Here is a 15,301-nt window from a genome sequence, read left to right as displayed (position 1 = left end):
GCGGTCAGCTTCGCCCGGGAGAAGGCGAGGATGAAGTGCCGCCGGTCCCACAGCTGACGGACGTACTCGACGAGGGACGGCCGGGCACCGCTGACGGACAGCCCGTACTTGGCGGCGAGCCGGTCCGCCGTCAGGCCCTCGTCGGGTGACGCGGACGCGCTGGACGCGACCGTGCCGTCGTGCGTTGTCTCACTCACTGGTGGAAAACTTTCGTCCTCGAGGTGCGCGGCCCCCAGCGGGCCTGGCATGAGCCGGGGAGCCCGGGTGCGGCCCCGGTGTTCCCGGATACGAGCTTGTCAGATGACGGGGGGCCGGCCCAGTCGGGTCAGCCGCCACACCGTACGCCACTTCATGGGCCGGCGGGGACCGCAGGGGGTGGCCCAGCCCTCCCGGAACCCGCCGAACCACGCCCTCAGGGCGGGGCTCGAGGGCCGGCGCAGCAGGGTGAGGAGCATCCAGACGCCCAGATAGACCGGGACCAGGAGCGCGGGGAGGTTGCGGCGGGCCAGCCAGACCCGGTTGCGGGCGACCATGCGGTGGTAGACCGCGTGCCGCGAGGGGGCGGTGGTCGGGTGGTACAGCACCATGTCGGACCGGTAGTCGATCATCCAGCCGGCGTCGAGGGCCCGCCAGGCCAGGTCGGTCTCCTCGTGGGCGTAGAAGAACTCGTCCGGCAGTCCGCCGACCTCGGCGAGGACCTTGGTGCGCACGGCGTTGGCGCCGCCGAGGAAGGTGGTGACGCGGGAGGAGCGCATCGGGTCGGAGGCGCGCAGCCGGGGCACGTGGCGGCGCTGGGTGACCCCGGTCTCCGGGTCGGCGATGCGGAAGCTGACGATGCCGAGCGCCGGGTCGGCCGCGAAGGCCTCGCGGCACAGCTCCGCGGTGTCGTTGCGGGCCAGCAGGCCGTCGTCGTCGAGGAACAGCAGGATGTCGACGTCCCGGCCGCCGGGGCCGAAGGCCTCGATGCCGACGTTGCGGCCGCCGGGGATGCCGAGGTTCTCCGGCAGTTCCACGGTGCGGACGCCCTCGGGGACCTCGGGGACGGGCGAGCCGTTGCCGACGACGACGACCTGGACCGGGTCGCCGTCCTGCTCGGCGATCGAGTCCAGCAGGGCCCGCAGCTCGTCGGGGCGGTTGCCCATGGTGATGATCACCGCGCCGACCTTCATGCCGGCGCTCACTTCAGCCTGCTGGAGGCGAGGACGGACACCAGGTGCAGCAGGGTCTGCAGCAGGGCGATGCCGGCGAGGACGGCGGTGCCCAGGCGGGTGAAGAACAGGTCGTCCCGGACCGCGTCCGCGATCGCGAGGACCAGGATCAGCAGGGACGCCTCGATGCCGAGGATGAGGCGGTGGAACTTGAACGCGGCGGCGGCCCGGCGGGCCAGCGCCATGCCGGAGGAGCGCATCTCGGCGGCCGCCTCCTTCACCGGCGGCAGCCCGTTCTGGTGGCGGGCGACGCCGACGAGGTCGGTCTCGGCCTTGATCAGGATCGCGCCGAGGGCGGCGAGGGTGCCGAGGAAGGCCCAGAGCCAGTCGATCCGTCCGGAACCCCACGGGTCGGCGGCGCGCAGGCCGAGGCCGACCAGGACGGCCGCGTCGGTGAGGTAGGCGCCGACCCGGTCGAGGTAGACCCCGCCGAGCGAGTACTGCTTCCTCCAACGCGCTATCTCGCCGTCGACGCAGTCCAGCAGCAGGTACAGCTGGACGGCGAGCACGCCGAGGACCGCCCCCGTGATCCCCGGCACCAGCAGCGCGGGGGCCGCGAGGACACCGAAGACGGTCATCAGATACGTGAGCTGGTTGGGCGTGACCCTGGTGTTCACCAGGTAGCGGTCCACCCGCAGGGACACCTCACGCATGTAGAGGCGTCCCATCCAGTGCTCGCCGCTGCGCCGGTCCTTGACCCCCGGGGGGTGTACGACCGGACGGAGTTCAGCTACCGATGGCCTTGACATAGTCGGCGTAGACGTCCTTGATCTGTTCGGTCTTCAGGTCGAGATGTTCGAGGATGGTGAAGCGTCCGGGGCGGGTCTCCGGGGCGAACTCGACGGCCCGGACGAATTCGTCCGGCGTGAACCCGATCTCCTCCGGCAGCACCGGAAGCCCGTGCCGGCGCAGCACCTCGGCCATATGGGCCGATTCCTCGTGGGCGCCGCGCAGGTACATCGCGAAGGCGGCGCCCAGTCCGCACTGCTCCCCGTGGGCGGCGGCCCGCTTGGGGTAGAGCAGGTCGAAGGCGTGGTTGATCTCGTGGCAGGCGCCGGAGGAGGGGCGGGAGTCGCCCGACACGGACATGGCGATGCCGGTGAGGACCAGTGCCTCGGCCAGCACCTGCAGGAAGCCGTCGTCGCCGGCCCCGCCCGGATGCCGCAGCACCGCCTCGCCGGCCTGCCGGGCCATGGCGGCGGCCAGGCCGTCGATCTTCTCCCCGTTGATCCGGTGGGCCAGCTCCCAGTCGGCGACCGCGGAGATGTTGGAGATGGCGTCGCCGATGCCGGACCGCACGAAACGGATCGGGGCCTCACGGATGACGTTGAGGTCGATGACGACCGCGATCGGGTTCGGCACGCCGTACGAGCCGCGGCCGGCGTCGTTGTCGAGGGTCGCGACCGGCGAGCAGAGGCCGTCGTGCGCGAGGTTGGTGGCGACGGCGACCAGGGGCAGGCCGACGCGCGCCGCGGCGAACTTGGCGCAGTCGATGATCTTCCCGCCGCCGAGGCCCACGACCGCGTCGTAGCGGCCGGCCTTTATGGCGCCCGCCAGCCGGACCGCGTCGTCGATGGTGCCGCCGCCGACCTGGTACCAGTCGGCGCCGGGCAGCGAGGGCGCGATCCGCTCGCGCAGCCGGGCCCCCGAGCCGCCGCTGACGGCGATGGCCAGCCGGCCGGACTGCGAGATGCGCTCGTCGGCGAGGACGCAGCCCAGGTCGTCGAGGGCGCCCGGGCGGATGTCCACGACGACCGGCGAGGGGATCAGCCGGGTCAGTACTGGCACGCGATCTCCCGTGCCCGGGCGAGGTCGTCGTGGTTGTCGATCTCCACCCACTCGACGTCGCCGATCGGCGCGACGTCGATCCGGAAGCCGCGGTTCACCAGTTCCTGGTAGCCGTGCTCGTAGAACTGCTGCGGGTCGGTCTCCCACACGGTCCTCAGCGCGTCGGCGAGCTCGACGGCGGCGTCGCCCTCGATGAGGGTGACGCCGATGTACTCGCCGGTGGCCTCGGCGGGGTCCATCAGCTTGGTGATCCTCGTCATCCCCTTCCCGGGGTCGACGACGACCTTCATCTCCTCGTCGGCGAGCTGCTTGACCGTGTCGAGGGCGAGGACGATCCGCCTGCCCCCGCCGCGGGCGGCGAGCAGCGTCTTCTCGACGGAGACCGGGTGCACGGTGTCGCCGTTGGCGAGGATCACGCCGTCCTTGAGGGCGTCACGGCCGCACCACAGGGAGTAGGCGTTGTTCCACTCCTCGGCCTTGTCGTTGTCGATGAGGGTGAGCTTGAGGCCGTACTTCGCCTCCAGGGCCGCCTTGCGCTCGTACACGGCCTCCTTGCGGTAGCCGACGATCACCGCGACCTCGGTCAGGCCGATCTCGGCGAAGTTGCCGAGGGTGAGGTCCAGGACCGTCGGCTCGCCCTCTATGCCCGCGGGCCCCACCGGCACCAGCGCCTTGGGAAGGCTGTCGGTGTAGGGGCGCAGACGCCGTCCGGCGCCGGCCGCCAGCACGAGGCCGATCATGCGGGTTCTCCTTCATCGTGTACGGCGGGCGCCCCTGCGGACGCCCAGAAGCGGATGCTCTCGACGAGCACCAGCAGGGCCACGGCCACGGCGAGGACCGTGAGCGCGACCGTGAACTGCGAGGCGGTGAGCAGTGCCGCCAGGACGGCGACCGCCAGGGTGCGGCCCTCGTGCCCCCCGATCGCCCGCACCAGCCAGCGCGGGGACGCGCCCGCGTCGCCGCGGATGCGGTAGACCGTGTCGTAGTGATGGTAGGCGACCGCGGCCACCAGCCCGTAGGCCGCGGGAAGGGCTCCGTTCACGTCCGCTTTCGCCGCCAGCGCCAGGACGGTGCCGTACTCGGCGGCGCGGAGGAACGGCGGGACCAGCCAGTCGAGGGCGCCCTTGAGGGGGCGGGCCGCGGCGAGGGCCGAGGTCAGGGCGTAGCCGCAGGCGGCGACGATCGTCCAGGGGCCGCCGAAGCCGGTGAGCAGGGCCGTGGCGACGACGGCGAGGCCGCCGAGCAGGGCGACGGCGGGGGCGGTGAAGCCGGGCAGCCGGCGCGCGGGCTTCTTCAGCGGGCCGGTGAGGGCCTGGGCGAGCGGGCCGGAGTCGGCGAGGTCCGCCAGCGCCTGTGCCGCCCGGTCGGTCCGCCTGGCCTTGCGGGTCAGCGAGCGCAGGACCCGGCCCGCCGTGGTGTACGCCGCGGCGAAGGCGCAGCCGGCGAGCAGGGCGTAGAAGGTGATCCGGGGAGTGGTGACGGCCGTGAGGACGGCGATCATCGCCCAGCGTTCGCCGATCGGCAGGACGATCATGCGGCGCAGCCAGACCGTCCAGCCGACGCTGTCGAGCCTGTCGGAGAGGGCGGCGGTGGGGCTGGTGTTGGCGGCGGCGTCGTGGTTGGCCTCGTTGAAGGAGAAGTCCACGACGTGCCGGCAGGTCTGCAGGACCATCGCGCCGAGGGCGAGGGCCCACACGTCGTCGCCGCCGCGGGCGGCGCCCAGGGCGAGGCCCGCGTAGTAGGCGTACTCCTTGGCGCGGTCGAAGGTGGCGTCGAGCCAGGCGCCGAGGGTGGAGTACTGCAGGGAGTAGCGGGCGAGCTGGCCGTCGGTGCAGTCCAGCACGAAGGAGGCGATGAGCAGCGCGCCGGCGGCGACGAAGCCGCCGCGGGTGCCGGTGGCGGCGCAGGCGGCGGCTATGAGCGCGGTGAGCAGGGAGGCGGTGGTGACCTGGTTGGGGGTCAGTCCGCGGCGGGCGCACCAGCGGGCGATGTAGCGCGAGTACGGGCTGATGAAGTGGGTGGTGAAGAAGCCGTCGCGGGCCTTGACGGCCGACTTCAGGCGTACGGCCTCGTCGTCGACGGCGGCGACGGACTGCCGGGCCTCGTTGCGGGTCTGGGGGTCGCCGGGGACGGTGGCGACGAGGCTGCCGAGCTCGGGGCGGTGCACGTCGGCGCCGAGGGCGGCGGCGACGCGGTCGGCGAGGCTGTCGGCCGGGGCGGTGCCGTCGGCCGGTCCGGCGGGGACCGCGGAGCTCTCGCGGGCCAGCGCGCTGCTCAGGGCCCGGCGGGCGGCCGGCTGGGCGGTGACGGCGCCGGGGATCGCGGAGAGCGGGAAGCGGGGGTCGGTGAGGCCGAGGCGTAGCGCGTGCGTGTGGCCCACGAAGCGGGCGTCCACCACGGCGACCCGCTGCCCGGCGGGCACTCCGTCGAGCAGGGCCCCGGCCTCGGCGGCTCCGGCCGCGATCCGCACGTCGAATCCGAGGGAGCGCAGCTCGCCCTCGAGTGACGAACCGGGGACCGGCTGGCCGGTGAGGATGGCGGTCGACAACCGAATCTCACTCCCTGGGTGCCGACGCGTCGACGCCGGTCATGTACACGATGAGGTGCCCGTACGGGCCCCGGGCGGCATGTCGGCAGAGGTTATCGGATGCCCGCGGCCCCGCGTTCACCGCCCGTTCGACGAGTGGATCGGCATGGTTCGCCCGCGCCGCTGCCGTGATCATCATCGGTGATGCGGGGCCCGGCCCACAAACCGTCGCGCCCCGGCGGGCATTCACCCCGAATCCCCGCAGAGGGGACCGCCGGGTCCGCTCGGCATAGGGTGGGCCACCATGACATGGCTGATCACCGGCGGGGCCGGTTACATCGGGGCACACGTGGCGCGGGCCATGACCGGTGCCGGGGAACGGGTCGTGGCCCTGGACGACCTCTCGGCCGGGGTGCCGGCGCGGCTCTCCGCCGACGTCCCGCTGGTCAGGGGCTCGTCGCTGGACGGCGAGCTCGTGCGGCGGGTGTGCGCGGAGCACGGGGTGACGGGGGTGGTGCACCTCGCCGCACGCAAGCAGGCCGGCGAGTCCGTGACGCAGCCGACCCGGTACTACCGGGAGAACGTGGGCGGCCTCGCGACGCTTCTGGAGGCCGTCGCCGGCGCCGGGATCGAGCGCTTCGTCTTCTCCTCGTCCGCGGCCGTGTACGGCGACCCCGGCGTGGAGCTCATCACGGAGGACGCCCCCTGCGCCCCGGCGAACCCCTACGGCGAGACCAAGCTCGCCGGCGAGTGGCTGGTCCGCGCGGCGGGCCGGGCGCACGGCATCGACACGGTGTGCCTGCGCTACTTCAACGTGGCGGGGGCGGCGGCGCCGGAGCTGGCGGACACCGGTGTCTTCAACATCGTGCCGATGGTCTTCGACCGGCTCACCCGCGACGAGGCCCCGCGCATCTTCGGCGACGACTATCCGACGCCGGACGGCACGTGCGTCCGTGACTACATCCACGTGGCCGATCTGGCGGAGGCGCACCTGGCGGCGGCCCGCAGGCTGTCCGAGGGGGGCGTCACGGGAGACCTGACGGTGAACATCGGCCGCGGCGAGGGCGTCTCGGTGCGCGAGCTGATCACGGTCATCGGCGAGGTCACCGGCGACACCCGGGCCCCGCTGGTCGAGGGCCGCCGCCCCGGTGACGCGCCCCGCGCGGTGGCGTCGGCCGCCCGCGCGGCCGAGCGGCTCGGCTGGACCGCCCGGCGTTCGGTGCCGGAGATGATCGACTCGGCGTGGCGGGGGTGGCTGCTCCACCACGGCCGCTGAGTGGCGCACGACGTCCGCCCCGCTCTGACCTGCACATCATTTGTGCAGGTCAGAGCATATGACAACGGTGTTCAATGCCGCGTTGCGGATACCCCCTCCCCGTAGTTCACTGTGATCCGGACGGGGTCATGGAGAGGGGTCTTTCATGGGGGCTGGGCACGATCACGGGCATGCGCACGGCGCGTCCGCCGGCGGCACCGTGAGCGCGGCGTACCGCGGCAGACTGCGGGCGGCGCTGGCGATCACGCTCGGGGTCATGGTGATCCAGATCGTCGGCGGTCTGCTGGCGGACTCGCTCGCCCTGGTCGCGGACGCGGCCCACATGGCGACGGACGCCGTGGGGCTGGGCATGGCGCTGCTCGCGATCCACTTCGCGAACCGCCCGGCGAGCGAGCACCGCACCTTCGGCTACGCCCGCGCGGAGATCCTGTCGGCGCTGGCCAACTGTCTGCTGCTGCTCGGCGTCGGCGGCTACGTGCTGTACGAGGCGGTCCAGCGGTTCATCACCCCGGCCGGCACCGACGGCGGCCTGGCGATGGTGTTCGGCGTCGTCGGTCTGGTCGCCAACCTGGTGTCACTGGCGCTGCTGATGCGCGGGCAGCAGGAGAGCCTGAACGTGCGTGGCGCCTTCCTGGAGGTGGCGGCGGACGCCCTCGGCTCCGTCACGGTGATCCTCGCCGCGCTGGTCATCCTGGTCACCGGCTGGACGGCCGCCGATCCGGTCGCCTCCCTGGTGATCGCGGTGATGATCGTGCCCCGGACCTGGAAGCTGCTGCGCGAGACCCTGGACGTGCTGCTGGAGGCCGCGCCCAAGGGCGTCGACATGCGGCAGGTACGGGCGCACATCCTGGCCACGGACGGCGTGGAGGACGTGCACGACCTGCACGCCTGGACGATCACCTCGGGGATGCCGGTGCTCTCCGCGCACGTGGTGGTCAGCTCCGACGTCCTGAGCGCCATCGGGCACGAGAAGATGCTGCACGAGCTGCAGAACTGTCTGGGCGCCCACTTCGACGTGGAGCACTGCACCTTCCAGCTGGAGCCCGGCGGGCACGCGGAGCACGAGGCGCGCCTGTGCCACTAGGACGAGGCCGGGCGCGCCGGTGCGCGCCGGTGCGCCGGGGAACGCAGCCCTCCGCCCCCGTGGCGACGGCCCCGGGACATGCGGGCATGTCAAGGAGTGCCGGGAGTGCCGGATTCGTGCGGCAGACTGGGACCCGAAGACCGAGTGAAGGATGGGTATGCCGATCACACCTGCCACCGCGACGAACAGCCCGTCGAGCGGCGCCGCCGAGCCGATCCTGCTGGAACTGGTCGACGAGGACGGCGTGACGACCGGCACCGCGGAGAAGCTGGCCGCCCACCAGCCGCCCGGGCGGCTGCACCGGGCGTTCTCGGTGTTCCTGTTCGACGAGCGCGGGCGGCTGCTGATCCAGCAGCGCGCCCTGGGCAAGTACCACTCCCCCGGTGTGTGGTCCAACACCTGCTGCGGTCACCCCTACCCCGGCGAGGCGCCGTTCGCGGCGGCGGCCCGGCGGACCTTCGAGGAGCTGGGCGTGTCCCCGTCGCTGCTCGCCGAGGCCGGCACGGTCCGCTACAACCACCCGGACCCGGCCTCGGGCCTGGTGGAGCAGGAGTACAACCACCTCTTCGTCGGCATGGTGCAGTCGCCGCCCCGGCCGGATCCCGAGGAGGTGGCGTCCACGGCGTTCGTGACCCCGGCGGAGCTTGCGGAACGGCACGCGCAGGACGCCTACTCGGCTTGGTTCATGACCGTCCTGGACGCGGCCCGTCCGGCGGTCCGGGAGCTGACGGGTCCCTCGGCGGGCTGGTGAGCCGGGAGACCCGTGAGGGTTCGAGCGGCAGGGCGGCCCAGACCACCTTGCCGCCGGTGGCGGTGTGCCCGGCGTCGCACGCCCCGCCCGCCTCACGGGTGATCTCACGCACCAGGAGCAGTCCGCGGCCGCCGGTGCGACCGTGGTCGGCCTCCAGGGCGGTGGGCCGGTAGGGGTGGTTGTCCTCCACGGACACCCGGACCCACTCGGCGCCGACGGCGACCTCGACGGCGAGCGTCGGGGACAGCAGCGCCGCGTGCCGTACGGCGTTGGTGACCAGCTCGGAGACGATCAGCAGCAGTCCCTGCGCGATCTCGTCCGCGACCGGTACGCCCTGGCGCAGCAGCAGGTCCCGCACGGCGTGGCGGGCCTGCGGGACCGAGGCGTCGACGGCCGGGGCGGTGAACCGCCAGACACCTTCGTACGGCGGCGGCTCGCCGCCCTCACGCTCGATTGTCACCACACGTCGAGTGTTGGCACCGAGTGGCTCCGCTCCTCGACCCTGAACAGAAGTCAGCGGATATCGAGCGTTTCCGACCGTTCCTGCACGGTGTGGTCGCCCGCGGGACCGTTCGGTCCGTTCCGCGCCGCGTCGGCGGACTATTCGGGCGGTACGGGTTTGGCGGCCCGGTGATCGCCGTCGTACAGCCCCTCCCCCGGTCCCTCCCCGGGCGTCCGTGCGGTCTCCTCGCCGGTCAGCCGCTCGGAGACCATGCCGACGATCCGGCGTCCGCCGTAGCCGGTGGCGATCAGACCGAGCCCGTCGAAGAGCAGCGAGAGGGAGAAGAACGTGCCGATGACGTACTGGCTGCTGCTGGGCCAGTCGGCCAGCACCAGGACGCCCAGGAGCAGTCCGAAGGCGCCCTGCACCAGCGTCCAGCCGAACTGCGGACCGCGCACCACCAGGCTGCCGACCAGGCGGAACACCCCGCCGGTGAGGAACAGCAGCGCGGCGAACATGGTGAGCGCCTCGGCCGCGGCCTCGGGTGTCTTCAGGACGACCACGCCGGCCGCGATGTTCAGGGCCGCGACGACCACGCCGAGCCAGAAGAAGTTGGTGTGCCGCGCCTGGACGGCGTGCAGCAGTCCGACCAGGCCGCCGATCAGCAGCAGCCAGCCGAACAGCACCATCGTGGTCAGGGTGGCGAGGCCGGTGTAGAGCAGGCCGACCAGTCCCGCGACGACCAGGATCACGCCGAGCACGGCGAGCCAGTTGAAGCCGCGGCTCAGTTTCGCGACCTCGCCCTGGGGTGTGGTGGACCTGGCCATGACTGCCTCCTCACTCCCGTTCCCCCTCTCCCAGTCTCCGCCGTCCGCCCGCTCCCCGCCGGACGGAGGTCCCCGTCGCCCGGGGCGCCGGCCGGGGCGGATAGCATCCGGCGCATGGAGCCCCAGCTGCTGCACGGCGTCGCCGGGCACGTCGCCACGGTCGTCATCCGCAATCCGGCGAAGCGCAACGCCATGACGGCCGCGATGTGGGGTTCCCTGCCCCCCTTGCTGGAAACGCTGGCGGCCGATCCGGACGTACGGGTGCTGGTGCTGACCGGTGAGGGAGGGACGTTCTGCGCCGGGGCGGACATCTCCACCCTCCGGGGATCGCCGCTCGAGGCGCAGCGGCTTGCCGTGGCGGCGGAGGAGGCGCTCGCCGCCTTCCCCAAGCCGACCCTGGCGGCGGTCCGCGGGCACTGCGTGGGCGGCGGGGCCCAGCTGGCGGCCGCCTGCGACCTGCGGTTCGCCGAGGAGGGGGCCAGGTTCGGGGTGACCCCGGCGAAGCTCGGCATCGTCTACCCGGCCTCCGCGACCCGGCGGCTGGTCTCCCTGGTCGGCCCGGCCACCGCCAAGTACCTGCTGTTCTCGGGCGAGTTGATCGAAGCCGGGCGGGCGCTGCGCACCGGTCTGGTGGACGAGCTGCTGCCCGGGGGCGAACTGGACGGGCGCGTCGCGGAGTTCACCCGGATCCTGGCGTCCCGCTCGCAGCTGACGCAGGCGGCGGCGAAGGAGTTCACGAACGGCCGCACCGACCGGGACGCCCACTGGGGCGAGCGGGCCCGGGAGAGCGGCGACGCCGCGGAGGGCGTCGCCGCGTTCCTGGAGCGCCGGCCGCCGCGCTTCACCTGGAGCGTGTCTACGTCAGGGTGAAGCGGCTCCCGGCCCGGAACTTCTCGACGAGGTGCGCGGGCGCCTTGTGCGGGGAGCCGGCGTCGTAGGGCGGCTGCGGGTCGTACTCGGTGAGCAGCTGGACGGCCCGGGCGTGTTCGTCGCCGGCGATCCGGCCGAGCAGGGTGAGCCCCATGTCGATGCCGGAGGAGACGCCGGCCGCGGTGACGTACTTGCCGTCGGTCACCACCCGCTCCCCGGTCGGCTCGACGCCGTACCGCTTCAGGTGGTCGAGCGCGAGCCAGTGGGAGGTGGCCCGGCGCCCCCGGAGGAGCCCGGCCGCGGCCAGCAGCAGGGACCCGGTGCACACGGACGTCGTCCAGGTGCTGGCCGCGTCGGCGGTCCGCAGCCACTCCAGCAGGGCCCGGTTCTCCATCTGGGGGGTCTGTCCGGGGCCGCCGGGGACGACGACGACGTCGGGGGCGGGTACCTCTCCCAGGGTCCTGTCGGCGGTGATCGCGAGCGCGCCGGTGTCGGTGCGCACCGGCCCGGTCCGTTCGGCGACGAACACGGTCTCCGCGTCCGGGAGCCGGCCGAGGGTCTCGTAGGGGCCCACCGCGTCGAGGGCGGTGAAGCGGTCGAAGAGGACGATGGCGATCTGCATCGGTGGCCTTTCAGACGTGGAGGGGGGCGGGGACGGGCCGGAACCGGCGGCGGTACTCCGCCGGGGACGTCCCGAGGGTCCGGACGAAGGCGCGCCGCATCGCCTCGGGGGTGCCGTATCCGCTGGCGCGGGAGACCGCCTCGACGCCGTCGGTGGTGTCCTCCAGCAGCCGCCGGGCGTGTTCGAGGCGTACGCGGTCGACGTAGCGGCCCGGCGTCGTGCCGGTCTCGGCGTGGAAGGCGCGGGCGAAGTGACGCGGCGAGAGGGCCGCGCGGGCGGCGAGCGCCTCGACCGAGAGGTCTGCGTCGGGGTGCTCGGTGATCCACTGCTGGACCTCGCGCAACGGCTCGCGCCGCGCGGTCTGGGCGGCGAGCTGGGCGCTGAACTGGGCCTGGTTCCCGGGCCGGCGCAGGAACACCACCAGGTGCCGGGCGACGGTGAGCGCGGCCCGGCGGCCGAGGTCCTCCTCGACCAGGGCGAGCGCGAGGTCGATGCCCGAGGTGACGCCGGCGGAGGTGGCGACGTGGCCGTCCCGGACGTAGATGGGGTCCGGATCGACCTCGACGGCCGGGTGATCGCGGGCCAGCGTGTCGCAGTGGGCCCAGTGCGTGGTGGCGCGACGGCCGTCCAGCAGCCCGGCTCCGGCGAGCAGGACCGCTCCCGTGCAGACGGAGACCAGCCGCTCGGCCCGCGGCCCGTGCCGGCGCAGCCAGTCGGTCAGCCGCGGGTCGGGCCGGCGGGTGCCCTGTCCGCCGGGCACGAGCAGCGTGTGCGGCTCCGGCGCGTCGGCCAGGGCCCCGTCCGGTACGAGGGTCAGCCCGCTGCTGGTGCGGACGGGGGCACCGTCCGGGGAGGCGGTGCGCAGCCGGTAGGTCCCCGGGGTGTACTTCTCCGCGCCCGCGAAGACCTCCAGGGGACCGGTGACGTCAAGGCTCTGCACGCCGTCGAAGAGGACGACGAGAACGGTTCGCTGCGCCATGCCGTCGATTCTCGGCGGCGCCCGGCACGGCCGCAACGACGGGTTCCCCACCTTTCCTGCCACGCCCGGACGGCGTGCATGGGGCGGCGTCGACGAGGTATACGCAGTACTTCCGGGCTTCCGGAATTCCGGTTTTCCGGCCGGGAAGGCCGGCCGACGAAAGGGGAGACACATGTTCCGTGCCGTCGCAGACGTCCTGCGCCAGATCGGAGGCGCCGTCGCCACCGTGGTGACACTGCCGTTCCGGGCGCTCGCCCGGCTCTTCGGCGGGGCCTCGTCCACCGCCCGGGGCCACCGCGCCTGACGCCGCCCGTGCGGTTCCCGGTCGAGTCACCGCCCTGATCCCCGATTGTCGGCGCCACCTGCCACAATTGCCGCGCAACCTCAGTGGAGAAGGCGGTACGGGAACGTGACGACACCCCTCACAGGGTCCATCGAAGGCAGGATCGCCGAGGAGCTCGGCGTACGGGAGCGGCAGGTCAGGGCCGCGGTGGAGCTGCTCGACGGCGGTTCGACCGTGCCCTTCATCGCCCGTTACCGCAAGGAAGCGACCGAGATGCTCGACGACGCGCAGCTGCGCGCGCTCGAGGAGCGGCTGCGCTATCTGCGGGAGCTGGAGGAGCGTCGGACGGCGATCCTGGAGTCGGTGCGCGAGCAGGGCAAGCTGACCGACGAGCTCGAGGCGCGGATCCGGGGCGCGGAGACCAAGGCGCGCCTGGAGGACGTCTACCTGCCGTACAAGCCCAAGCGGCGCACCAAGGCGCAGATCGCCCGCGAGGCGGGGCTCGGGCCGCTGGCGGAGGGGCTGCTCGGCGATCCGGGCGTCGATCCCCTCGCCGCGGCCGCCGCGTTCGTGGACGCCGGCAAGGGCGTCGCCGATCCGCAGGCCGCCCTGGACGGCGCGCGGGCGATCCTCACCGAGCGGTTCTCCGAGGACGCCGACCTGATCGGCGAGCTGCGCGAGCGGATGTGGGTGCGCGGGCGGCTGGTCGCGCGGGTGCGCGAGGGCAAGGAGGAGGCGGGCGCGAAGTTCTCCGACTACTTCGACTTCGCCGAGCCGTTCACCGAACTGCCCTCGCACCGGGTCCTGGCGATGCTGCGCGGCGAGAAGGAGGAGGTCCTCGACCTCGTCCTGGAGCCCGAGGAGCCGGTGGACGGGCCGTCGTCGTACGAGGGGATCATCGCCGGCCGGTTCGGGATCTCCCAGCAGGGGCGGCCGGCCGACAAGTGGCTGGGCGACACGGTCCGCTGGGCCTGGCGCACCCGCATCCTGGTGCACCTCGGCATCGACCTGAGGCTGCGGCTGCGCACGGCGGCCGAGGACGAGGCGGTGCGGGTCTTCGCGGCGAACCTGCGCGACCTGCTGCTCGCCGCCCCCGCCGGTACGCGCGCGACGCTCGGCCTGGACCCCGGCTTCCGCACGGGTGTGAAGGTCGCCGTGGTGGACGCGACCGGCAAGGTCGTCGCCACGGACGTGATCCATCCCCACGTGCCGGCCAACCGGTGGGACGAGGCGATCGCGAAGCTGGCGCGGCTGGCGAAGGAGCACGCGGTCGAGCTGATCGCGATCGGCAACGGCACGGCGTCCCGCGAGACCGACAAGCTCGCCGGTGAACTCATCGCCAGGCATCCCGAGTTGAAGCTGACCAAGGTGATGGTGTCCGAGGCGGGCGCCTCCGTGTACTCGGCCTCCGCCTTCGCCTCCCAGGAGCTGCCCGACATGGACGTGTCGCTGCGCGGCGCGGTGTCGATCGCGCGCCGGCTCCAGGACCCGCTGGCCGAACTGGTGAAGATCGACCCGAAGTCGATCGGCGTCGGCCAGTACCAGCACGACCTGTCCGAGGTGAAGCTGTCGCGGTCACTGGACGCGGTGGTGGAGGACTGCGTGAACGGCGTGGGCGTGGACGTCAACACCGCGTCGGCGCCGCTGCTCGCGCGGGTCTCCGGCATCACCTCCGGGCTCGCCGAGAACATCGTGGCGCACCGGGACTCCCACGGCCCGTTCCGGTCGCGGGGCGAACTGAAGAAGGTGTCACGGCTCGGTCCGAAGGCGTACGAGCAGTGCGCGGGCTTCCTGCGGATCCGCGGCGGCGACGATCCGCTGGACGCGTCCAGCGTGCACCCGGAGGCGTATCCGGTGGTGCGGCGGATGGTGAAGTCCTCCGGGACCGAGGTCGCCGCGCTGGTCGGGAACACGGCGGTGCTGCGGTCGCTGCGGCCGGAGGAGTTCGTGGACGAGAAGTTCGGTCTGCCGACCGTGGGCGACATCCTGAAGGAGCTGGAGAAGCCGGGGCGGGACCCCCGGCCGGCGTTCCGGACGGCCGCCTTCAAGGAGGGGGTGGAGAAGATCTCCGATCTGGCCTCCGGGATGGTGCTCGAAGGTGTGGTGACCAATGTGGCCGCCTTCGGGGCGTTCGTGGACGTCGGCGTGCACCAGGACGGGCTGGTGCACGTGTCGGCCATGTCGAGGACGTTCGTGAAGGATCCCCGGGACGTGGTGAAGCCGGGGGACATCGTCAAGGTGAAGGTGCTGGACGTCGATATTCCACGCAAGCGGATCTCGCTGACGCTGCGGCTGGACGACGAGGCCGCGCCTCAGGGGGAGCAGCGGGGACAGCGCGGGGAGCGGCAGGGGGGCCGGCCGCCGAAGCAGCGACAGCAGGGGCGTTCCTCCGGAGGGAAGGGGCGGTCCGCCGCGCCTGCTCCGGCCAACGGGGCGATGGCCGAGGCGTTGCGGCGGGCCGGGCTGGCGTAGACGCGGCCGCGTCGGGGCGGGCGGGTGCGCGGGGCCGGCGACCGCCGGGTGCCGCCGCGGCCCCCCCCGGCCCCCCCGCCGGCCGGGGGGGGGGGGGGCCGCCCGGGGGTGCGGGACCCCTGCCCGCGGGGCGCACCCGCGGCCGGGGCCCACGGCCGCGGGGCGCCAGGGG

The 15,301-nt window shown here is 73.2% G+C and carries 15 protein-coding genes and 1 pseudogene; 6 read left to right on the top strand and 10 right to left on the bottom strand.

From position 1 onward, the window contains the following. The 6 genes and pseudogenes from ABTY20_RS32965 to ABTY20_RS32940 form a co-directional block, all read right to left on the bottom strand. Positions 1-197 (bottom strand): annotated as a pseudogene (locus tag ABTY20_RS32965) (ABC transporter permease); the annotation flags it as partial. Between the two features lie 99 nt (positions 198-296). Then, on the bottom strand, positions 297-1,169 hold the full coding sequence (locus ABTY20_RS32960; RefSeq protein ID WP_352000823.1) for a glycosyltransferase family 2 protein: 873 nt from the start codon (positions 1,167-1,169) through the stop codon (positions 297-299). Between the two features lie 8 nt (positions 1,170-1,177). After that, on the bottom strand, positions 1,178-1,957 hold the full coding sequence (locus tag ABTY20_RS32955; RefSeq protein ID WP_352000822.1) for a CDP-alcohol phosphatidyltransferase family protein: 780 nt from the start codon (positions 1,955-1,957) through the stop codon (positions 1,178-1,180). After that, positions 1,935-2,996, bottom strand: a complete 1,062-nt coding sequence (locus ABTY20_RS32950; protein ID WP_352000821.1) for an iron-containing alcohol dehydrogenase family protein — start codon at positions 2,994-2,996, stop codon at positions 1,935-1,937. The genes ABTY20_RS32955 and ABTY20_RS32950 overlap by 23 nt, the downstream gene beginning before the upstream one ends. After that, positions 2,984-3,736 carry a phosphocholine cytidylyltransferase family protein gene (locus ABTY20_RS32945; protein WP_352000820.1) on the bottom strand — a complete coding sequence of 251 codons (753 nt, stop codon included), beginning with the start codon at positions 3,734-3,736 and terminating at the stop codon, positions 2,984-2,986. The genes ABTY20_RS32950 and ABTY20_RS32945 overlap by 13 nt, the downstream gene beginning before the upstream one ends. Next, positions 3,733-5,544: a DUF5941 domain-containing protein gene (locus tag ABTY20_RS32940; protein ID WP_352000819.1), complete on the bottom strand. Its 1,812-nt coding sequence runs from the start codon at positions 5,542-5,544 to the stop codon at positions 3,733-3,735. The genes ABTY20_RS32945 and ABTY20_RS32940 overlap by 4 nt, the downstream gene beginning before the upstream one ends. A 283-nt stretch (positions 5,545-5,827) precedes the next feature. Here ABTY20_RS32940 and galE point away from each other — a divergent pair, with 283 nt between their 5' ends. The 3 genes from galE (at position 5,828) to idi (ending at position 8,634) form a co-directional block, all read left to right on the top strand. Continuing rightward, complete coding sequence (gene galE, locus ABTY20_RS32935; protein WP_352000818.1) at positions 5,828-6,799, top strand: UDP-glucose 4-epimerase GalE; 972 nt, start codon at positions 5,828-5,830, stop codon at positions 6,797-6,799. A 145-nt stretch (positions 6,800-6,944) separates the two neighbouring features. Next, a complete protein-coding gene (locus ABTY20_RS32930; protein WP_352000817.1) occupies positions 6,945-7,883 on the top strand; it encodes a cation diffusion facilitator family transporter in 939 nt (312 codons plus the stop codon). Between the two features lie 157 nt (positions 7,884-8,040). Further along, the gene (gene idi / locus ABTY20_RS32925) at positions 8,041-8,634 is read left to right on the top strand and encodes an isopentenyl-diphosphate Delta-isomerase (RefSeq protein WP_352000816.1); all 594 of its coding nucleotides are present in this window, start codon (positions 8,041-8,043) and stop codon (positions 8,632-8,634) included. On the opposite strand, the gene ABTY20_RS32920 is transcribed toward idi, so the two are convergent. After that, positions 8,567-9,097, bottom strand: a complete 531-nt coding sequence (locus tag ABTY20_RS32920) for an ATP-binding protein (RefSeq protein WP_352000815.1) — start codon at positions 9,095-9,097, stop codon at positions 8,567-8,569. The genes idi and ABTY20_RS32920 overlap by 68 nt on opposite strands. Before the next feature lie 137 nt (positions 9,098-9,234). After that, positions 9,235-9,903 carry an HdeD family acid-resistance protein gene (locus ABTY20_RS32915; RefSeq protein ID WP_352000814.1) on the bottom strand — a complete coding sequence of 223 codons (669 nt, stop codon included), beginning with the start codon at positions 9,901-9,903 and terminating at the stop codon, positions 9,235-9,237. 114 nt (positions 9,904-10,017) lie between these two features. Between ABTY20_RS32915 and ABTY20_RS32910 the strand changes: the two genes are divergently transcribed. After that, on the top strand, positions 10,018-10,773 hold the full coding sequence (locus ABTY20_RS32910; RefSeq protein WP_352000813.1) for an enoyl-CoA hydratase/isomerase family protein: 756 nt from the start codon (positions 10,018-10,020) through the stop codon (positions 10,771-10,773). On the opposite strand, the gene ABTY20_RS32905 is transcribed toward ABTY20_RS32910, so the two are convergent. After that, positions 10,760-11,395, bottom strand: a complete 636-nt coding sequence (locus ABTY20_RS32905) for a DJ-1/PfpI family protein (RefSeq protein ID WP_352000812.1) — start codon at positions 11,393-11,395, stop codon at positions 10,760-10,762. The two genes, ABTY20_RS32910 and ABTY20_RS32905, sit on opposite strands and share 14 nt — an antisense overlap. Before the next feature lie 10 nt (positions 11,396-11,405). After that, on the bottom strand, positions 11,406-12,374 hold the full coding sequence (locus ABTY20_RS32900) for a GlxA family transcriptional regulator (RefSeq protein WP_352000811.1): 969 nt from the start codon (positions 12,372-12,374) through the stop codon (positions 11,406-11,408). A 172-nt stretch (positions 12,375-12,546) separates the two neighbouring features. Between ABTY20_RS32900 and ABTY20_RS32895 the strand changes: the two genes are divergently transcribed. Both ABTY20_RS32895 and ABTY20_RS32890 read left to right on the top strand, forming a co-directional pair. Next, entirely contained in the window at positions 12,547-12,678 is a 132-nt protein-coding gene (locus ABTY20_RS32895) for an LPFR motif small protein (RefSeq protein WP_267883134.1), read from the top strand. A gap of 105 nt (positions 12,679-12,783) precedes the next feature. Continuing rightward, on the top strand, positions 12,784-15,129 hold the full coding sequence (locus ABTY20_RS32890; RefSeq protein WP_352000810.1) for a Tex family protein: 2,346 nt from the start codon (positions 12,784-12,786) through the stop codon (positions 15,127-15,129). Positions 15,130-15,301 lie beyond the last annotated feature (172 nt).

Origin of the sequence: Streptomyces sp. NPDC126497 (assembly GCF_040302425.1) — a bacterium.
In the GTDB taxonomy this organism is placed as follows: domain Bacteria; phylum Actinomycetota; class Actinomycetes; order Streptomycetales; family Streptomycetaceae; genus Streptomyces.
This window is presented reverse-complemented; position numbering and strand designations above follow the sequence as displayed.